Annotated in this window: 21 protein-coding genes; 11 read left to right on the top strand and 10 right to left on the bottom strand. The window is 67.2% G+C overall.

The annotated features are described in order from the left end of the window. Positions 1–191: 191 nt before the first annotated feature. Complete coding sequence (locus AN401_RS05655) at positions 192–2,012, bottom strand: methyl-accepting chemotaxis protein (protein WP_198401811.1); 1,821 nt, start codon at positions 2,010–2,012, stop codon at positions 192–194. 110 nt (positions 2,013–2,122) lie between these two features. Continuing rightward, positions 2,123–2,740, bottom strand: a complete 618-nt coding sequence (locus AN401_RS05650) for a LysE family translocator (protein ID WP_096778746.1) — start codon at positions 2,738–2,740, stop codon at positions 2,123–2,125. 105 nt (positions 2,741–2,845) lie between these two features. On the opposite strand from AN401_RS05650, the gene AN401_RS05645 reads away from it, so the two are divergent. Then, a complete protein-coding gene (locus tag AN401_RS05645; RefSeq protein ID WP_096778745.1) occupies positions 2,846–3,859 on the top strand; it encodes a GlxA family transcriptional regulator in 1,014 nt (337 codons plus the stop codon). Here the strand turns inward: AN401_RS05645 and AN401_RS05640 are convergent. Then, positions 3,768–4,127: a cupin domain-containing protein gene (locus AN401_RS05640; RefSeq protein ID WP_096778744.1), complete on the bottom strand. Its 360-nt coding sequence runs from the start codon at positions 4,125–4,127 to the stop codon at positions 3,768–3,770. The genes AN401_RS05645 and AN401_RS05640 overlap by 92 nt on opposite strands. Positions 4,128–4,226: 99 nt before the next feature. Between AN401_RS05640 and AN401_RS05635 the strand changes: the two genes are divergently transcribed. Then, positions 4,227–4,430, top strand: coding sequence for a hypothetical protein (locus AN401_RS05635; protein ID WP_094040434.1), 204 nt, complete (start codon positions 4,227–4,229; stop codon positions 4,428–4,430). Here the strand turns inward: AN401_RS05635 and AN401_RS05630 are convergent. Next, on the bottom strand, positions 4,427–5,332 hold the full coding sequence (locus tag AN401_RS05630) for a LysR substrate-binding domain-containing protein (protein WP_198401810.1): 906 nt from the start codon (positions 5,330–5,332) through the stop codon (positions 4,427–4,429). The two genes, AN401_RS05635 and AN401_RS05630, sit on opposite strands and share 4 nt — an antisense overlap. 264 nt (positions 5,333–5,596) lie before the next feature. Here AN401_RS05630 and trhO point away from each other — a divergent pair, with 264 nt between their 5' ends. Next, on the top strand, positions 5,597–6,580 hold the full coding sequence (trhO, locus tag AN401_RS05625) for an oxygen-dependent tRNA uridine(34) hydroxylase TrhO (RefSeq protein ID WP_094040435.1): 984 nt from the start codon (positions 5,597–5,599) through the stop codon (positions 6,578–6,580). Between the two features lie 147 nt (positions 6,581–6,727). Then, positions 6,728–7,612 carry a DMT family transporter gene (locus tag AN401_RS05620; RefSeq protein ID WP_096778743.1) on the top strand — a complete coding sequence of 295 codons (885 nt, stop codon included), beginning with the start codon at positions 6,728–6,730 and terminating at the stop codon, positions 7,610–7,612. A gap of 474 nt (positions 7,613–8,086) precedes the next feature. Here the strand turns inward: AN401_RS05620 and AN401_RS05615 are convergent, their stop codons facing one another. Both AN401_RS05615 and rarD read right to left on the bottom strand, forming a co-directional pair. After that, positions 8,087–8,953 (bottom strand): oxygenase MpaB family protein, encoded by an 867-nt coding sequence (locus AN401_RS05615; RefSeq protein ID WP_096778742.1) that lies wholly within the window; start codon positions 8,951–8,953, stop codon positions 8,087–8,089. 1 nt (position 8,954) lies between these two features. Then, positions 8,955–9,845 (bottom strand): EamA family transporter RarD, encoded by an 891-nt coding sequence (rarD, locus tag AN401_RS05610; RefSeq protein WP_094040438.1) that lies wholly within the window; start codon positions 9,843–9,845, stop codon positions 8,955–8,957. Positions 9,846–10,131: 286 nt separating this feature from the next. Between rarD and AN401_RS05605 the strand changes: the two genes are divergently transcribed. Further along, positions 10,132–10,983 (top strand): hypothetical protein, encoded by an 852-nt coding sequence (locus AN401_RS05605; protein WP_096778741.1) that lies wholly within the window; start codon positions 10,132–10,134, stop codon positions 10,981–10,983. 7 nt (positions 10,984–10,990) lie between these two features. Here the strand turns inward: AN401_RS05605 and AN401_RS05600 are convergent, their stop codons facing one another. From AN401_RS05600 to AN401_RS05585, 4 genes are all read right to left on the bottom strand, one after another. Next, positions 10,991–11,701: a GNAT family N-acetyltransferase gene (locus tag AN401_RS05600; RefSeq protein ID WP_096778740.1), complete on the bottom strand. Its 711-nt coding sequence runs from the start codon at positions 11,699–11,701 to the stop codon at positions 10,991–10,993. A 3-nt stretch (positions 11,702–11,704) separates the two neighbouring features. Then, positions 11,705–12,145, bottom strand: a complete 441-nt coding sequence (locus AN401_RS05595; RefSeq protein ID WP_096778739.1) for a DMT family transporter — start codon at positions 12,143–12,145, stop codon at positions 11,705–11,707. A gap of 161 nt (positions 12,146–12,306) precedes the next feature. After that, the gene (locus AN401_RS05590) at positions 12,307–12,918 is read right to left on the bottom strand and encodes a Crp/Fnr family transcriptional regulator (protein WP_198401809.1); all 612 of its coding nucleotides are present in this window, start codon (positions 12,916–12,918) and stop codon (positions 12,307–12,309) included. A 142-nt stretch (positions 12,919–13,060) separates the two neighbouring features. Beyond that, positions 13,061–13,816, bottom strand: coding sequence for a UTRA domain-containing protein (locus tag AN401_RS05585; protein WP_096778738.1), 756 nt, complete (start codon positions 13,814–13,816; stop codon positions 13,061–13,063). A 184-nt stretch (positions 13,817–14,000) separates the two neighbouring features. Here AN401_RS05585 and AN401_RS05580 point away from each other — a divergent pair, with 184 nt between their 5' ends. From AN401_RS05580 to AN401_RS05555, 6 genes are read left to right on the top strand one after another with little or no spacing between them, the layout of a single operon-like run. Continuing rightward, entirely contained in the window at positions 14,001–15,047 is a 1,047-nt protein-coding gene (locus AN401_RS05580) for an ABC transporter substrate-binding protein (RefSeq protein WP_096778737.1), read from the top strand. A gap of 2 nt (positions 15,048–15,049) precedes the next feature. Further along, positions 15,050–15,853 (top strand): alkaline phosphatase family protein, encoded by an 804-nt coding sequence (locus AN401_RS05575; protein WP_198401808.1) that lies wholly within the window; start codon positions 15,050–15,052, stop codon positions 15,851–15,853. Between the two features lie 23 nt (positions 15,854–15,876). Continuing rightward, on the top strand, positions 15,877–16,809 hold the full coding sequence (locus AN401_RS05570; protein ID WP_408645771.1) for an ABC transporter permease: 933 nt from the start codon (positions 15,877–15,879) through the stop codon (positions 16,807–16,809). Further along, the gene (locus AN401_RS05565) at positions 16,802–17,584 is read left to right on the top strand and encodes an ABC transporter permease (RefSeq protein WP_096778735.1); all 783 of its coding nucleotides are present in this window, start codon (positions 16,802–16,804) and stop codon (positions 17,582–17,584) included. Before AN401_RS05570 ends, AN401_RS05565 begins: the two co-directional genes overlap by 8 nt. Then, complete coding sequence (locus tag AN401_RS05560; protein WP_096778734.1) at positions 17,584–18,600, top strand: ABC transporter ATP-binding protein; 1,017 nt, start codon at positions 17,584–17,586, stop codon at positions 18,598–18,600. The genes AN401_RS05565 and AN401_RS05560 overlap by 1 nt, the downstream gene beginning before the upstream one ends. Further along, the gene (locus AN401_RS05555) at positions 18,600–19,253 is read left to right on the top strand and encodes an HAD family hydrolase (protein ID WP_096778733.1); all 654 of its coding nucleotides are present in this window, start codon (positions 18,600–18,602) and stop codon (positions 19,251–19,253) included. The genes AN401_RS05560 and AN401_RS05555 overlap by 1 nt, the downstream gene beginning before the upstream one ends. The last annotated feature ends 41 nt before the right edge of the window (positions 19,254–19,294 follow it).

Raw genomic sequence — 19,294 nt, 5'->3', positions numbered from 1 at the left:
CGCAGGCGGCCCGCCTGCCTTCGCGCGAAGCGCGCATCCTCGGGTTGGCCTGGCACATCCCAGGCTTAAAAGGGCTCGGGGCAGAACAGGCATCGCGGGTTGGGCTCTGTCTAACCCACCTCGGTGCCTCCTGATGCGGGCGGGCCGCCCGCGCCCCAAGAAGGTGGTGGAACGCAGGCGGCCCTGTTTTTTCAGGCCGCCTTGTCCGCCAGCAGGTGGCCGGCGTCGAAGCCGAGGATCAGCGAGCCCCAGTGCCGGCCCTTGACGTAAAGGGGAATGGACAGATCGTTGATCACCTCGCCGGTGTTGCGGATATAGCTCTGCAGCAGGAAGGGCTTCTCGTGGTTGCAGCGGCGCCGCTCCTGGCGGCTCTGGTTGTAGAGCCGGCGATGGCGGCAGTGGATATTGTCCCGCTCCCGGTCGCCGCTCAGGGGCTGGGAGTGTTTGCCGTGGTGCACCGGGATATAGCCCTTGGTGTCCACCCCCACCACGTAGACGAACTCCGGATGCGCCTTGATGAAACTGTCGTAGAGTGCCTGCAGTTCGCCCTCCACCGCCGCGACGTAGCCGGTCAGGAACTGGGCCGGCTCCTGGCCCGGGTTGACCGGCCGGTAGTTCTGGTCGAACAGGTTGACGCCCTGGTCCGCGAAGCGCCCCAGCAGGCTGCCCACTTCATCCGCCCAGCGGGTTCCCAGCCGGGTGATCCGCTCGAAATCCCCCTGCCCCACGATAAACTGGGACAGCAGCTCCAGAGTGGCCTCGGTGGCGCCTTCCAGCGACGAGGAAAACTCCCGGGACCGGCTCATGTTGTCCTTCATGGTGACGGAGAGCCCGGCGATGGACTCCACGTGCTGGTGGGATTCCTTATTGGTGTAGGAGAGTTCGTCCAGGGCGGCGGAAATGGTGGTGAGCTGCTGGTTCATCTGCTCGAAATCCGTCACCATGGCGCCGAACTGATCCCGGTTGCGGCTCATAAACAGGTCCGTTTCCTGGATGTGCTGGCTGATGCTCTCGGCCCCCTCGCGGGTGCTCTGCACCAGGCTGGTCATCTCGCCGATATTGCGGTGTATTTCCTGGGTGGCCTCCCCCACCTTGCGGGCCAGGTTGCGCACCTCGTCCGCCACCACCGCGAAGCCCCGGCCGGCCTCGCCGGCGCGGGCCGCCTCGATGCTGGCGTTCAGGGCCAGCAGGTTGGTCTGCTCGGAAAAGTCCTGCACCAGCCCCAGTATGTTCTGGATATTGCGGGAGTTCTGGCTCAGGGTATGGACCGTCTTGCCGAACTCCCGGGTCAGTTGCTCCACCGCCTTGATCTTGTCCACCGCCAGCCGCAATTCCTCGCTTGACTGGCGCACCTCCGCCAGGTTGTGGCTGGTCTGCTGGCTGATGTCCACGGTGTTGGCGGCGATCTCCTCCACCGCCAGGGTCGCCTGCCGGCTGGACTCGAAGATCTGCTGGGCGATCTTCTCCTGGCCGGCGGAGGAATGGCCGGCATGGCCTATCATCTGCTGCAGGTGGGTGGCGTTGACGGCCACCCTGATCGAGTTCAGCCGGGCTTCGCTGATCATCGCCCGCAGCTTGTCGGCGAAGTCGTTGTAGCTCCTGGCCATGGTGGAGATTTCATCGAAGGTGTAGTCGGGCAGGGTCGCCGAGATGTCCCCGTTCCTGTCCTTCACCGCCTGCAGGGCCGCGGTGATGTCCTTGATCGGCCGGACAAAAATCTCGCGCATAAAGAACACGATAAAGACGCCGACGGCCAGGGCCAGGCCGCCGCAGGCCAGGATCAGCCAGCCGAACTGTCGCAGCACCGGCTCCAGGGCGGCGGCGTCCAGGCCGGCCAGCTCGATGTCGTGGCGTACCCGGCCCAGATAGTACAGCGACAGGCCGACCAGCAGCAGTTGCGGCAACAGCAGGGCGCCGACATTGCCCACTATCTTGCGGGTGAGGGTATACCAGAAGGTTTTTTCTATGGTGCGGTAGAGGTTCATCCTGATGCTCTCGTGGTCTGATTCCATGGTGCGGACGGCGCTAATCTGTCATCTCAGCTGCAACATAGTAAGCCATCCCCGGCACCAGGCTACAGTTTCATGCGGAAACTTTGACCTGGTGCACGACAAGGGCGGGATCAGGATGAGCGGCTGAGCGGCAGCCAGGCGCCGATCAGCATGAAGACGCCGCCGCAGGCGCGGTTGAAGCCCCTTCCGCTGCGGGCCAGCCAGCCGGACAGCCGGCCGGCGAAGCCGGCGATCAGGAGTTCGGTCAGGCACTCCACCAGGGCGAAGGTCACCGCCATGATGACAAACTGCCACCAGAGGCTGGCCGCGGGATCGATAAACTGGGGCAGGAAGGCGGCGAAGAACAGGATGGCCTTGGGATTGGCCAGGGCCGACAGCAGCCCCTGGCGGGCCATGGCCCAGCCGGAGGCCCCGCCCTCCAGGGCGCCGAATCCGCCGCCCGGCGCCGGCGAGCGCCAGACCTGCACCCCCAGCCACACCAGGTAGAGGCCGCCGACGACCTTCATCACCAGCAGCAGTTCGCCCGCCAGGCTCAGCACGGAGGCGATGCCGAACATCGACAGGCCGATCACCCCCATAAAGCCCAGGGCGCCGCCGCCGATGGTGGCCAGGGTCCGGCCCGGACCGTAGAGGGCGCCGTGGGTCAGGGCAAGCAGGCCGTTGGGGCCGGGGGTGAGGGAAAGGCCGATGCTGGCGGCCAGGTAGACGAGCCAGGTTTCCAGGGTCATGAGGATCTCCGTGGTGGGTGATGGCCCCATTATGCCGCCCCCGCCCCTTCCCTTTACCGGAGAAATAGGACATAAAAAGGGAATATCTGGACCTATGGATCCCCCATGCCAAGCCCCGACGTCGGTTTTCTGCTGCTGCCCCTGCCCGGCTTCGCGCTGCTGCCCTTCGGCGGCTTTCTCGACAAGCTGCGTTTTTCCGCCGACGACGAGGATCACAGCCGCCAGCGCTATTGCCGCTGGCGGATACTGGGCCTGGCGCCGGAGGAAAGGGTGACCGCCAGCTGCGGGGTAGAGGTCTGCACCCAGGCCACGGCCCGCGAGCTGGACTGGTCCCGTTACCAGTACCTGGTGATCTTCGGCGGCCGCGAAGCGGGCCAGACCCGGCACCTGGCCCCCCGCTACCGGGCGCTGCTGCGCCTGGCCCGGGCCCACGGCCTCAGCCTTGCCAGTATCGACAACGCCTGCTTCCTGCTGGCCGAAGCCGGCCTGCTGGCGGGGCACCGGGTGGCGGTGCACTGGCGCCACGCCCGGGAGTTCGCCACCGCCTTTCCACAGCTCCCCATGACCACGGAGCAGTTGTACCTGCTGGACGGCAAGCGCATCAGCTGCGCCGGCGGCAGCGCCGCCATCGAGCTGGCCACCGAGCTGCTCGCCCGCCACTGCGGCCGGGAGCGGGCGCTGAAGGGGCTGGCGGACATGCTGGTGGACGAGGCCCGAACCCCGGGGCAACGGCCCAGATCCCTGGACGCCGGGCCTGGCGCCGGCCGCCACCTGAGCCGCGCCCTGGCCCTGATGCGCCAGTACCTGGGCGCGGCCATGACGGTGGAGGAGCTGGCCGAGCGGGTGGGCGTGGGCCGGCGCCAGCTGGACCGGCTGTTCCAGGCCCGCTTCGGCCACCCGGCCCGGGCCCACTGGCAGGAGCTGCGCCTGCAGCACCTGGCCTGGCGGCTGCTGCACAGCCACCACGATCTGGCCCGGCTCGCCGAGGAGGTCGGCATCCGGGACACGGGCTACCTGGGCAAGCTGTTCAAGCGCCGCTTCGGCCTGACGCCGGCCCGCTATCGTCGGCAAAAAACACCGCCAGCCAGAGGGTATCCTGCTCCGGATGGGTCCAGTTGACCCGGTGACGGCGGTGGGCGGCGATGGTCAGGTAATCGCCGGGGCCCAGTTGCAGCCGCTCGGACGGCGCCGCCAGCTCCAGCTCCGCCGCCCCCGCCACCAGCAGCACGAACTCGTGCTCGGGCTGATCGTACCAGAAGCCCGCGGGGGAACCGTGCCCCCGGGAGACGATGCGCTCGATGCGCACTCCGCCGTTGCCGGCCAGGGTCTGGATCAGCTCCTCGGGCAGCAGGGCGGGAATGGCGTCCTTCAGGTTGTGTCGAGGCATGGCGGCTCCTTTCAAAGATCACAAAAATGAAACATACATTCGACAACCGGCGCCGGGCATGGTTAACTGGACCAGATCGTGAACCGGGGAGCCACCGCCATGAAAGAAAAGGACCTGCTGTTTTTCCAGCCGCTGTGGCGGCGTATCGCCGTCACCCTGTTCTGCGCCGGCTGGGCCGGCTGGGAATGGCTCAACGGCCAGCACCTGTGGGGCCTCATCATCACCGGCGTCACCCTCTACTGCTACTGGACCCTGTTCCATACCTTCGAGCCCATCAAGCCGGACGCTGAAAAGCGGGACTAGCCGTTTTCCAGCAGCCAGTGGCGGAAGCGCCCCGCCGCCGCCGACAGCGGCTTGTGCCTGTTGTGCACCAGGTAGTCGGCCCGGCCGGTGTTGTAACAGAAGGGCCCCACCCGCCGGAGCAGGCCCGCCTCCAGTTGCTCCCGGGCCATGAAGTCCCAGCCCAGCCCCACCCCCATGCCCTGCAGCACGCCGTTGAACGCCAGGGTCACCTGGTTGAAACTGGGGGCATTGGCCGGCGGGCGGTAGTCCACCCCGAAATGGCGGAACCAGTCCGCCCAGTCGAGGCAATTCCAGGCCGAGGAATCGAGCTGGATCAGCGGTAGCTCCCGCAACTGGGCCACCTCGGCGGGCTCCTCCAGCGCCAGATCCCGGCTGCGGATGGGATAGACCCGCTCCTCGAACAGCAGCTCCGCCCGCAGCGAGGGCCAGTTGCCGTCGCCGTAGAGGATGCCCAGATCGTGCTCGTCCAGGCTGTATTCGTTGATGTCGTTGGTGGAATTGACATGCACCGCCAGCTCCGGACAGACCTTGCTGAACTCCACCAGCCGGGGAAACAGCCAGTAGTGGGCCACCGCATGGGTGCACACCAGGGTCAGGCTGCGGCTGTTGTGGGCCGCCTTCAGCCGCTCGACGCTGCGCTGCAGCTGTTGCAACAGCGGCGGCAGCTCGCCGAACAGCGCCTGGCCGGCCCGGGTCAGGGCGATGCCCCTGGGCTGGCGCTCGAACAGCACCAGCCCCAGGCTGCCCTCCAGTACCTTGATCTGCTTGCTTACCGCGCTCTGGGTCAGGCACAGCTCGGCGGCGGCCCGGGTAAAGCTGCCATGGCGGGCCACCGCCTCGAAGAACAGCAGGCTGTCGAGGGGCGGCAGGGTCTTGAAGGGGCGATACATCTTGGCCTCCATGGCGGGGTTTCCTGCCCCTAACATAGCACCGGGGCATTCCGTTATGGAATGCCGGAAGGGGGATTTATCTCCATCTATCAGCCTCTTGCCTCGGGGAGCCCGCCGGCCCGGCATAAGCGCAGGGCAAGCCTGGCCCGTCGTCCGGCAAACCCCGGGTGCAGAAAGCCGGCCAAGTTTGCTATGATCCCCGCCCTGTTGCGTCCCGCCCCCGGGCCGGCGCGAAAACCCCGTTAAAGCGGCGCTCGGCCGGCGCCGGAGGAAAGCATGTCCCAGTTTGTTGTGTGTGCCCTGTATAAATTCGTCGCCCTGGAACACCACGAGGCGCTGCGCGAGCCGCTGCTTGCCCTGCTCGAAGCCGAGCAGATCCGCGGTACCCTGCTGCTGGCGGCCGAGGGCATCAACGGCACCGTGGCCGGCTCCCGCGCCGCCATCGACCGGCTTCAGGCCTGGTTCGCCGCCGATCCGCGCTTTGCCGGCATCGACTACAAGGAATCCCTGAGCGAAGCGCAGCCCTTCTACCGCACCAAGGTCAAGCTGAAGAAGGAAATCGTGACCCTGGGGGTCGAGGGCATAGATCCCCGCCGGGTGGTGGGTACCTATGTGGAGCCCAAAGACTGGAACGCGCTGATTTCCGACCCGGAGGTGGTGGTGATCGACACCCGCAACGACTACGAGGTGGAGATCGGCACCTTCAAGGGCGCCGTCAATCCCCATACCGAGAGCTTTCGCGAGTTTCCGGACTATGTGAAAAACAACCTGGATCCGGCCAAACACAAAAAGGTCGCCATGTTCTGCACCGGCGGCATCCGCTGCGAGAAGAGCACCGCCTACCTCAAGGAACAGGGCTTCGACGAGGTCTATCACCTGCACGGCGGCATCCTCAAGTACCTGGAGGAAGTGCCCGAGGAAGACTCCCTGTGGCAGGGCGAGTGCTTCGTGTTCGACAACAGGGTGACGGTGGATCACCGGCTGCAACCGGGCCATTACCAGCTGTGCTCCGCCTGCCGGGCGCCGTTGTCCCAGGACGACCTGCAAAGCCCCCACTATGAGCACGGCGTCAGCTGTCCCCATTGCCACGACCGGCAGACCCCGGAGCAGCGCCGCCGCTACGCCGAGCGCGAGCACCAGCTGCAACTGGCGCAAGCGCGGGGCGAGGCCCATATCGGCAGCGACGCGGTCGAGGCCGCCGAGCGGCACCGGGCGGAAAAACTCGCCCGCAAGCGGCAGCAGCAGGCCCGCAAGGGCTGAGCGCGGCGGTACTTTTCCTCGACGGAAAGGGCGAGTGTCATCTATTGCGGCGTGTCGGCAGAGTTGGCCCTTTGGCCGACTTGCCTGGAAGATCAGGGCATTGTCAATAAACAAAAGAATCAGAAATCACTAAATCAGAGCCCATTGATGTTGTGGATCCCCTTTACCCTGTTCGCCGCCCTGATGCAGGCCTGGCGCAACGCCTTCCAGAAACAGCTGAGCCAGGAGGCCGGCGCCACCGCCGTGACCCTGGCGCGCTTCGTGCTGGCCGGGCCCATCGCCGCCCTCTACCTGTGGCTGCTCTACCGCTGGCAGCCCGAACAGCCGCTGCCCGGGGTAACGGCCCCCTTTCTCGGTTACATAGTGGCGGCGGCGCTGAGCCAGATCCTGGCCACCGCCCTGATGGTGCGGCTGTTCCAGCTGCGCAACTACGCGGTGGGGGTGGGGCTGGCCAAGAGCGAGGCGATACTGGCGGCGGCCCTGGGGGTGTTCTTTTTCAGCGCCCCGCTCACCGCCCTGGGCTGGCTGGGGGTGCTCGTCGGCGGCCTGGCGGTGTGGCTGCTGAGCGGCCTGCGCCGGGCCGTGGGCGGTCCCGTCCCGCCGGCCACCCTGCTGATGGGCCTGGGCAGCGGCCTGGCCTTCGCCCTCACCTCTCTGTGGGTGCGGGAAGCCAGCCTGGTGCTGGGCCTGCCCTTTCCCTTCGGCGCCGCCTGGGTATTGCTGCTGGTGATTTCCCTGCAGACCCTGGTGCTGCTGCTCTGGCTGGGGCTCAAGGATCCCGCCGGCCTCACCGCCCTCTGGCGCCGGCCGGGGCTGACCTTGCTGATCAGCCTCAGCAGTTGCCTGGGTTCCATCGGCTGGTTCAGCGCCATGAGCCTGGAAAGCGTGGCCCTGGTCAAGACCCTGGGCCAGATAGAGGTGCTGTTCACCCTGATGATCTCGGCCTGGTACTTCCGGGAGAAGCTGGGCCGCCAGGATCACTGGGGCCTGCTGCTTATCGTGCTGGCGGCCCTGTGCGTGATGTGGGCCTAGAGCACCATATAGTTTAAAACTTAGGCAACGCTTTACCCCTTTGTCGGAGGCGTCGATGGCTTCTGACGAGATGCAGGCTGTCAGCCAAAGGGCACTCCTCCTCCGGCACGCCGTAAACCCATCAATGGGGGCTCCGCCGCGCCCTCCCTGGCGCGGAGGGCCGGCGGAGCTGCGCTCTTTGTCCTCCCTATCGCCCCCGCTGCCGCCTGTTGGCACCACCTTCAGACGGCGCCGGAACTTGGAAGAGGCAACAGGGATGGCCTCCGCCGACCGTCACCTGCCAGGGGGCGCGAAGCGCCTTGCACCGCCGCCAGCATCGCGAAGCGATGATACGGCGGTTTCCGCGACATTCGGCAGGTGCGAGCCTACAGGGACGTACTTGCGGCGTGTCGGCGGAGGTGGCCCTGTTGACTCTCTCTACGTTGCAACAGACAACAAATAGCTGATTGGCCGATTTTTAAACTGATCGGTGCTCTAGCGGCCCATGCGCCGGCGTGCCCGGTGGGAGGCGCCGTTGCGTACCGCCCAACGCAGCACCAGGGCCAGGGCGTGCACGCCAAGGCGCACGCCGCGCCGCTCCAGCCCGCCCAGTTGCCGGCCGCTCATCGCCAGTGCCCAGGGCGGCAGCAGATCCATGCCCGCCTTCATCAAGAGCCCCACCAGGGGCCGGGCCGCCGGACTGGGCGCCGGTGCCGCCAGCAGCAGCCGGAAGATCTCGGCAGTGCGTTCATCGAACACCAGCTCAGGAAGCATCCGCTGCAGGTACAGCTCGATATCATGCCGGGTTTTGGGCACGCCTTGCGCCCCCAGCGCCTCGGCCACCCGGGCGGCCTCGGCGAAGTAGCGGTCCTGCCCGGCCAGGCTCAGGTCGGGGTTGCAGTAGCGCAGGTGGGCCGCCATAAAGCAGCTCACCTCCGCCACGTGCACCCAGGTCAGCAAGGCCGGATCGTCCGCCGCATAGGGCCGGCCGTCCGCCGCCACCCCCGTTACCCGGAGGTGGATGCCCTTCACCCGTTCGATCAGTCGCTCGGCGTCGGCCCGGGGCGCGAAGGTGGTGGCGGCGATAAACTGGCTGGTGCGGCGCAGCCGGCCCGGCATGTCCTCCCGGAAGCGGGAGTGCTCCCAGACCCCGGCCAGGGCTAGGGGGTGCAGCATCTGCAACATCAGGGCACCGATGCCGCCGCACAGCATGGCGGTAAAGTCGCCGTGCACCCGCCAGATCACCGACTCCGGGCCGAACAGGCCGGGATCCCCCCGGGGGTGCTCGTAGTCGATGTCACCCAGCGCCAGTCCGGTCACCCCCATCACCTGGCGCTCGATACGTTGTCTCAGTCTGTTCATCTCATCGGAAAGGATAACGCTTAAAGGTCCACAATCGTTTGACCCCCTCCAGCACCAACAGTCCCACCGCCATCCAGATGGCGATATAGGTGGCCCACTGGCCGGGGGCGATGCGCTCGCCCAGCAGCAGGGACACCAGCACCAACAGCACCGGCTCCACATAGCCGAGCAGGCCGAACAGCACCAGGGGCAGGCGCCGGCTGGCCAGGATATAGGAGATCAGGGCCAGGGCGCTGACCAGCCCCAGGCCCAGCACCAGCCAGGGCAAGACGGGTCTTTCGGTGAAGGGCGCCAGAGGCGCCCCGGCGGCGAACAGGAAGCCGCAGGCCAGGGGCAGCAGCAACGCCATGTCGAGCCAGAGCCCGCCCAGGTTGTCGTTGCCCAGGAAGCGGCGCCAGACGAAATACAGCGGATAGCCGACGGCCACCACCAGGGTCTCCCAGGAGATGCCGCCGGCGCGCCACAGCTCGTTGGCCACCCCGGCGGCGGCGCAGGCCACCGCCAGCCATTGCAGCCGGCTCGGCCGTTCCTGGTAGAGGAAGCGGCCGATCAGCACCAGCGCCAGCGGCATCATAAAATAGCCGAGCGACACCGGCAGCCCCCGGCCGTTGAGCGGCGCCCACATAAACAGCCACAGCTGCACTCCCACCAGGGCGGACGACAGCGGCAGGCCCAGCCACAGCAGCGGCCGCCGCCTCAACTGGCCGAGCAGGCCGGTCACCAGCCGCCAGTCGCCGCTCAGCAGCAGGAAAAGCCCCATGCAGGGCAGGGTCAGCAGCATGCGCCAGCCGAAGATCTGCTCGCCGTCGAGCGGCCACAGCAGGCTGGCGTAGTAATACAGCACCGCGAACAACAGCGACGACAATACCGACAGTGCAACACCCCTGGTCACTCTGGTTTCCCCTGCTTCATTGTTATTATCGGATCGGCCGGCAGCTTAACAGCTTTGCGCACAAAGATTGAGCTGGCCTGAAAAATAAAACCAGCACCCGCCACCACCAGGCTCAAAGATAACAGCAGATACTGCTACTCGCCCAGGCTCCTTTATGCTAACCAACCGCCGCCGCCCGGCCATGGGCGGCGGCGACGCCGGGATACCGGAAACCGACCCGCCCGGGCTTGTGCCCTTCCCGGCAAAACCGCTATAACAACGGCTCGCTGACCGACAAGGAAACACCATGCGCCTGCTCTCCCTCGCCCTGCTCACCTGCTGGCTGGCCGGCTGTGCCCTCGCCCAGGGCGAGCGGCTCGACCTCCTGCCCCTGGCCGATCTCTCGCCGCGGCTGGCGGAAAGCTCGGGCCTGGCCGCCTGGCGGGGCGGCCTGCTCAGCCATAACGACAGCGGCAACGCCGCCGAGCTGTTCAGACTGGAAAACGATGGCGCCATCACCCGGGTGTGGCCGGTGCCGGCCCCCAACCACGACTGGGAAGACATCGCGGTGCACGGCGACCATCTCTACCTCGCCGATATCGGCAACAACGGCGGCCGCCGCCGGGATCTGGCGGTATACCGGCTGCAACTGGCGGAAGAGGCGCTGCAACTGCAAAAGCGCCTGCCGGTGGCCTACGCCGAGCAGAGTAACTTCCAGCCGCCCCGCCACCAGCACAACTTCGACGCCGAGGCCCTGGCCTGGGTGGAGGGCGAGCTGTGGTTGCTGACCAAGCGCTGGCTGGACGAAGAAAGCGCCCTCTACGCGCTGCCGGCGGAAGGCGGCGAGGCACCGCTGGTGGAGCGGCAGCGGCTGGCCACCGCCATGCTGGTGACCGGTGCCGAGTACGACGCCGCCAGCCGGACCCTGCTGCTGCTGGGCTACAGCCGCAACTGGCTGGACCGGCGCGCCTTTCTGTGGTTCTACCCGGTGCGGGACGGCCGGGTCGAAGAGGCGCAAGGGCGGCGCTGGCAACTGAGCGAGGACGGCCAGTTCGAGGGGGTCACCCTGGGCGAGGACGGCTTTATCTACCTGAGCCGGGAAGGCGGCGGCATCAACCTGTTCCGCAGCCGCCTCCCCCTGGCCGAGCTGCTGCCCTGAATCCCGCTCAGCCGCGCCGGTAGCTGCTGATCGAAAAGCGGGGGGCGAAGCCCAGCCGCCGATAGAGCCCCTCGCCGGCGGCGGAAGCCTGCAGGGTCAGGTAACGGGCGCCCTGCTCCCGGGCCAGGGCCATCAGCTGCAGCATCAGCTCATGGGCGATGCCCTGGCCCCGGTGCTCCGGCACCACCCCGACCTGGTGAATCCCCGTCACCTCCCCGGTGTGGAACAGCAGCGCCGTGGCCACCGGGCCGCCCTCCCGGCTTGCCAGCAGCAGGCAGGCCCCGCCCGCCCCGAGCAGGCGGCGGACGGTCGCCGCCGCCACCTCGTAGCCGAAGGCCCGGCCGCACAGCGCCGCCCAGCACTCCGCCTGGGCGGGCGTCAGCACCCGGCTCAACCGCAAGCGGCCTTCCGGCCTACTTCCCTCGCCAGCCAGGCGCAGGTGCATGGCCCTTTGCTCCAGCACCAGGCCGAAGCCCTGGCTTGTCAGCGCCCGCTCCAGCGCCGAGCCGGCGGTCCAGACCGGCACCAGGGCCCTCGGTGGCAGCCGGGCCAGTTCATGGCCCTCGAGCTCCGGTTGATGGCCCCAATCGAACCAGAAACGATGCGGCCAGCCCCGGCTGGCCTGCAGGCCGGCCATGCCGGCGGGCTCGGAACCCATGGCCCGCCACAGGGCGGTCAGGTTGTCGATATTGGCCTTGTCCAACTGCGTGTCATTCATGCTTTACTCCCGGTTTATCAGGATGATCCCCGCCACCAGCGCCACCGCCCCGAGCAGCTTCAGCGGGGTGAGCGGCCGCACCGGCAGCTCGAACCAGCCGTAGTGGCTGACGATCAGCGCCACCGCCAGTTGGCCGGTCAGGGCGAAGGACATCATGGGGCCCACTCCCATGCGCGGGATCAGAAAATAGAACAGGCCCACCCCCAGGGCGCTCAGGGCACCGCCGAACCAGAGGTGGCCCGGCACCGCCTGCAGGGTATCCGGGCCCGGCCAGCTTCGCGGCAGGGCCAGGCTGGCCAGCAGGGACGTCCCGGCCGCCACCCCGAAGGCGATGGTGGTGCCCAGCAGCACATGGCGCAGCTGGACCCCGAGCTGGGCATTGAGGCCGGCCTGCACCGCGATGGCGGCCCCCGCCAGCAGGGCCAGTACGGGTAACAGGCTCATGGCAAGAACCACCGTGCCACCGGCTCCGGTGCGAACCGCTTGACCGAATAACGCCATTGCAGGGCGCTGATAATGTTCATTCGACTGACTCCCGACAGGCAGGCGAACCCCCATGGCCGCCCGATGTCCGCCAGCATAGGGGGAGCCGGAGCCGGCTTCCTTTACATAGGTTGAGTGCCCTCGATTTTTTTGCGGATGCGGCTGAGCTGGGTGGGCGTGATGCCCAGGTGGGAGGCGATATGGTACAGGGGCAGGCGCCCGGCCAGGGCCGGAAAGTCGCGCAGAAAGCGCAGGTAGCGCTCGGCCGCCTCCTCCTGCACCAGCTCTATCTCGCGGGCGTCCTTGTCCAGCAGCCAGTGATGCTCCAGGTAGTGGATCTGGAACAGGGCGAGATCGTGGTGCCGGTGCAGCAAACGGCGGAAACTCGCGAACGAAATGTCGATGACCACCGCCGCTTCCAGCGCCTCCAGGGTCACCCGCGACGGCTCACCGCGCAGCAGGGCGGTCATGGCTCCGGGAAAGCGTCCTTCCTCGAAGAAGGCCTTGTTGTACTCGTTGCCTTTCTCGTCGAGCACGAAGGCCCGGAACAGGCCCCGGTAGACAAAGGAGAAGGAAGTGGGCGTTTCGCCGGCCCGGCACAGCAGCTCATGCCTGCGCAGCTCCCGGTAGTTGCAGGCGGTCTGCAGCGCCGCCCAGCTCTGGTCGCCGAGCGGGTGATAACAGTCCAGGGTCCGGCGCAAGGCGGCGAAGGCTTCTGTCTTCAAGGGGGTCAAACGGCATGCTCCTGGCGGGCCGGCCTGTTGGTCACGAGTAAGACAGTGTGCGGTGACCGCGGAGCAGAGGCAATCCCTGTTCCCTCTTTCAAGCCCTCCGGCAGCGGAGCGGCTATCCTGCCCGGGGCTAACCTGCCCGGGGCTAACCCGCCGAGCGCAGGGGCACGCTCAGGGACGACGGACACTCGTTGCTGTCGATGCGGATGCGCACCGCGTCGTGGCGCCAGATTTCCCGGTCGCAGTCGATCGGCCGGCCGAACTGATCGTAGTTGATGCGGGTCACCGCCAGCACCGGGCTGCCCGGGGCCAGGTTGAGCACCCGGGCCGCCTCACCCCGGGCCGCGGTGGGGCAGATGTCGAAGCGGGAGCGGCCGTATTCCAGCCCGTATTCGCGCCGGTAGAGCTCGGTCAGGGACTGGCTCAGATCCTGATGCTCTATGCCCGGAAACAGATGTGGGCGCAGGAAATGGGTCACATGGAGCACCACCCGGTCGTCGATGCGCCGGGCCCGGCGGATGCAAAACAGCGGGCTGAGCGGCGCCAGCTCCAGTTCGGCCACCAATTCGAAAGGCGCCACCACCACCTCGGCGCCCAGCACCCGGGTCTCGGCCCGGCGGCGCTGGGCCGCCACCAGGGCGTGGAAATGGGAGCGGCTGGCCGGGTTGTAGACCAGGCGCGGGCGCGACACGAACCAGCCGCGCCGCTCCTCCCGGTAGATGAGCCCCTCGGCCTCCAGCATGGACAGGGCGTCCTTGAGGGTGATGCGGGTGGTATCGAACAACGCGGCCAGCTCCCGCTCGGCGGGCAACTTGGCCCCGGACGGGAGGGCGCCGGCCGCGATCTGGCGGCGCAGGGTCTCGGTGATGTGGGCAATCTGGGTGTTGGGAAGCGGCTCCATGACGATGGCCTAGTCCAGCAGACAAGAGCGCCAGTATCGGCCCCCGCCATGACAGCCTTATGACAGAAAAACGGAGAAAACATCATCAAAACGGCACCGAATTGCCATGAAACTGTCGCCGTTCTGTCACACAGCCCTCCTAGCATGAATCCCGAACCTGACCTAGTCCAGAGGATTGGAACTGATGAAACATCTGTTTACCGCAAGTCTGCTTACCCTGGCCCTGAGCGCCACCGCCCAGGCCACCGACATCAGCGAGCTGGAAGCCAAGGCCCGGGCCGAGGGCCGGCTCAACAGCGTGGGCATGCCCGATTCCTGGGCCAACTGGAAGGATACCTGGCGGGATCTGACCGAGCAGTACGGCATCCGCCACCAGGACACCGACATGAGCTCGGCCCAGGAGATCGCCAAGTTCGCCGCCGAGAAGGACAACGCCACCGCCGACATCGGCGACGTGGGCGCCGCCTTCGGCCCCATCGCGGTGCAGCAGGGCGTAACCCAGCCCTACAAACCCAGCACCTGGAGCGAGATCCCGGACTGGGCCAAGGACGAGGACGGCCACTGGATGCTGGGCTACACCGGCACCATCGCCTTTATCGTCAACAACGAACTGGTGACCAGGGCACCCGGCTCCTGGGCCGAACTGCGCCAGGGCGATTACAAGGTGGCCCTGGGGGACGTGGGCGTGGCGGCCCAGGCCAACAGCGCCGTGCTGGCCGCCGCCTTCGCCCTGGGCGGGGACGAGTCCAACCTGGCGCCTGCCCTGAATCTGTTCGCCGAGCTGGCCAGACAGGGCCGGCTGTCGCCGGTGGACTTGAACATCGCCAACCTGGAAAAGGGCGAGATCGAGCTGGCGGTGATGTGGGACTTCAACGCCCTCAACTACCGTGACCAGATAGACCGCGACCGCTTCACCGTGGTGATCCCGAGCGACGGCTCGCTGATCTCCGGCTACGCCACCATCATCAACAAGTACGCCAAGCACCCCAATGCCGCCAAGCTGGCGCGGGAATACATACTGAGCGACGCCGGCCAGATCAACCTGGCCCGGGGCTACGCCCGCCCCATCCGCACCAATGTGACCCTGCCCGAGGACGTGCAGGCCAAGCTGCTGCCCAACGACATGTACGCCAAGGCACGCCCCATCGGCGACTTCGACGCCTGGGAGCAGACCACCCGCACCCTGTCCCGGCTGTGGCAGTCCGAGGTGCTGCTGCACCAGAAGGGCTGAACATGAACAAGGTCATACTGGTCCTTGTCGACGGTCTGGCCCATGAGGTCGCCCAGCACAGCCTGGGCTACCTGCTGGCCATGAGCGAAGCCGGGCGGGCCACCGGCTACAAACTGCAGTGCGAGCTGCCGGCGGTGTCCCGCCCCCTGTACGAGACCATCCTCACCGGCACCCGGCCGGTGGATCACGGCGTGGTGCACAACCAGGTGGTCCGCCCGAGCCGCGAGCAGAGCATCTTCACCCTGGCCCGCGCCGCCGGCCTGACCACGGCGGCGGCGGCCTACCACTGGCTGAGCGAGCTGTACAACCGCGCCCCCTACCAGGCGGTGCGGGACCGCTTCACCCAGGACGAGCGCCTGGCCATCCAGTACGGGGTCTTCTACCACAGGGACGACTACCCGGACTGCCACCTGCTGCTGGATGCGGAATGGCTGCGCCGGCGCTTCGATCCGCACTTTTTGCTGATCCACCCGATGAACGTGGACGACGCCGGCCACAAGCACGGCCTGGACTCCGCCCAGTACCGCAACAGCGCCCGCCGCCTCGACCTCTGGCTGGCGGACTACCTGCCGGGCTGGCTGGAAGAAGGCTACCAGGTGCTGGTGACCAGCGACCACGGCATGAACCGGGACCACAGCCACAGCGGCACCCTGCCCGAAGAGCGGGAAGTGCCGCTGTTCGTGCTGGGCGAGGCCTTCAGCCACGACCGCCACGCCCGCCCCCGCCAGCTCGAACTGTGCGGCACCCTCGCCAGCCTGCTGGGCCTTGCGCACGACAAGCCGGTCTGCGGAGAGTTATTGAAATGAATGAACAAGCTATTTCCGGCAACTTGCGGGATGCCGATAAAAACGTAGCGGAACTTCCGCCAAGCACCTCAGCGTCCGATGAGCGGACAAAGGGAACGGCTCCGCCGACCGTCTCTTCAGCCAAACCTGCCCCCTGGCGCCGCTTGATGCCGCTCGCCCTGGGGCTGCCCTTCGCCCTGGCGTTCGGCCTGTTCCAGCTCGCGCCCATGGCCTGGGTGCTGATCCACAGCTTCCAGGCCGGCGGCGACTGGAGCCTGGCCAACTTCGGCCAGATCCTGGGCTCCCCCTATTACCGCCAGTCCTTCGCCAACAGCCTGGATCTGGCGCTCTGGTCCAGCCTGCTGGGGCTGGCCATCGCCCTGGCCGGCACGGCGGCCCTGCGCCAGGTACCGAGCCGGCTGCGGGACGCCGTGGTGGCCTTCACCACCATGGCCAGCAACTTCTCCGGCGTGCCCCTGGCGTTCGCCTTTATCGTGCTGCTGGGCATGAACGGCGCCGCCACCCTGCTGCTGCAGGAGCTGGGCCTGGTCGAGGGGTTCCACCTCTACTCCCGGGCCGGGCTTATCCTGCTGTACACCTACTTCCAGATCCCGCTGGCGGTGCTGCTGCTCTACCCGGCCTTCGATGCCATCAAGGCCGACTGGCGCGAGGCCGCCGCCCTGCTCGGCGCCGGCCCGCTGCACTACTGGCTGCGGGTGGCGCTGCCGGTGCTGAGCCCGGCCCTGCTCGGCACCTTTATCATACTGCTGGCCAACGCCCTCGGCGCCTACGCCAGCACCTATGCGCTGATGACCAGCAACTACAACCTGGTCACCATCCAGATCGCCGGCCTGGTGGCGGGGGACATCTTCCTCGAGCCCGAACTGGCGGCGGCCCTGTCGCTGCTGCTGATGGGGCTGCTGTTGCTGGTCACCGCCGTCAACCAATGGCTGATCGCCCGGAGTCGTTATGAATAAGGCCCCCCTGTCCGCCCGGCTCACGGTCTGGGCCCTGGTGGCGCTACTCGCCACCCCCATCCTCATCACCCTGGTGTATTCCCTCTCCGCCCAGTGGGGCGCGCAGATCCTGCCCCGGGGCTTTACCCTGAACTGGTACCAGACGCTCTGGTCCGACGGCCGCTTCCTCGCCGCCTTCGGCCGCTCCCTGCTGGTGTGCGCCGCCGCCCTGGCATTGAGCCTGGCGTTGATCCTGCCCACCCTGTTCATGGTGTTCTACCACTTCCCCCGGCTCAAGGGGCTGATGAACCTGCTGGTGCTGCTGCCCTTCGCGGTGCCGCCCGTGGTGTCCTCGGTGGGCCTGCTGCAGCTTTACGCCGGCGGCCCCCTGCCGCTGGTGGGCTCGCCCTGGATACTGGTGTTCTGCTATTTCGCCCTCGCCCTGCCCTTTATGTACCGGGCCCTGGCCAACAACCTGGAGGCGGTGAACCTGCCAGACCTGATGGACGCCGCCCACCTGCTGGGGGCCGGCACCACCCGCGCCTTCTTGCAGGTGGTGCTGCCCAACATCAGGAATGGCCTGCTCAGCGCCCTGTTCCTGGCCTTTTCTTTTTTGTTCGGGGAGTTCGTATTCGCCAACCTGCTGGTGGGCACCCGCTTCGAGACCCTGCAGGTCTACCTGTACAGCCAACGCACCAACAGCGGCCACTTTACCAGCGCCATGGTGATGTCCTATTTCCTCTTTATCGGCGCCGCCACCTGGCTGGCCCTGCGCCTGCAATCCCGGAGAGCCTGATGTTTTATCTGGAAGTTGCCCACCTCGCCAAATCCTTCGGCGACACCCCCGTGTTCAGCGATATCAGCTTCGACATCCGCCAGGGCGAGTTCATCACCCTGCTCGGACCCTCGGGCTGCGGCAAGTCCACCCTGCTGCGCAGCCTGGCGGGGCTGGTGCCCCCCGACACCGGCCAGATCCGGGTAGCGGGGGAAGACATCACCTGGCTCAAACCCCAGCAGCGGGGCATCGGCATGGTGTTCCAGAGCTACGCCCTCTTCCCCAACCTGACGGTGGCCGGCAATATCGCCTTCGGGCTGCGCATGCAGAAACTGGACAAGGGCGAGATCGCCCGCCGGGTGGCGGAAGCGGTGGAGCTGGTAGGCCTGACCGGCCGCGAGCACCACCATCCGGCCCGGCTTTCCGGCGGCCAGCGCCAGCGGGTGGCCCTGGCGCGGGCGCTGGTGGTGCGTCCGCGCATCCTGCTGCTGGACGAGCCGCTCTCCGCCCTCGACGCCCCCATTCGCAAGCGGCTGCGCGAGCAGATCCGCGCCATCCAGCAGCAGCTCGGGCTGACCACCGTCTTCGTCACCCACGATCAGGAAGAGGCGCTGACCCTGTCGGATCGCATCTTCGTGATGAACCAGGGCAGCATAGTGCAGGCCGACACCGCCGAGGCGGTCTATACCCGCCCGGCCAGCGACTTCGTGGCCGGCTTTATGGGCAGCTACAACCTGCTCTCGCCCGAGCAGGCCAGGGCCTTGCTCGGGCTCGAGATCGACGGCAAACTGGCCATCCGCCCCGAGTCCATCTACCTGCGTGAACCCGGGCGGGACTACGGCCCGGCCATGACGGCCCCGATACCGGCACGGATAGCGCAGCACCAGCTGCTCGGCAACGTGGTCCGCTACCGGGTACAGACGGCGGGCGGCGAACTCATGGTGGACCGGCTCAACCGCGGCGCCCGCACCCTGTTGCCGGCGGGCCGGCAGGTGGAGCTGCTGTTCGACACCGCAGAACTGAACGAGGTGGCCTGATGACCCTGGCAATTTTCGACCTGGACGAGACCCTGATTGCCGGCGATTCCGCCAGCCTGTGGCTGGAATTCCTGGTACGGCGCAAGCTGGCGCCGGCGGCCATACTGGAGCAGGAGCGCGTCCTGATGAGCGCCTACTACCAGGGCCGGATGGACATGGACGCCTATATGGCGCTGACCCTCTCCCCCATCCGCCACTGGCAGCCGGCGGATCTGGCCCCGCTGGTGGAGGAATTCATCGAGCAGGACATCGCCCCCCTCGTCTACCCCGAGGCCCGGGACCGGCTGGACTGGCACCGGCGCCTGGGCCACGAGCTGCTGATCATCTCCGCCACCGGCGAGCACCTGGTCAAACCCATCGCCCATTCTTTGGGGGTGAACCACGCCATCGGCATCCGGCTCGAGTGCTGCGACGGTATCTACAACGGCCGCACCCGGGGGGTGTACAGCTACCAGGAAGGCAAGATCACCCGGCTGCAGGAGTGGCTGGCCGAGCGGCAGTTTGCCCCCGCCCTGACCTACGGCTACAGCGACTCGCTCAACGATCTGCCGCTGCTGGAATACGTGGACAGGCCGACGGTGATCAACGGCGGCGACCACCTGGCCCGGCTGGCCGCCGAGCGGGGCTGGGGAAATCTGCGCTGGCGGCTGTAGTACAGGGATGACAAACCTTCGGCGTTACCCAGATAAACAAC

Origin of the sequence: Zobellella denitrificans (assembly GCF_002407485.1) — a bacterium.
Lineage (GTDB): Bacteria > Pseudomonadota > Gammaproteobacteria > Enterobacterales > Aeromonadaceae > Oceanimonas > Oceanimonas denitrificans.
This window is presented reverse-complemented; position numbering and strand designations above follow the sequence as displayed.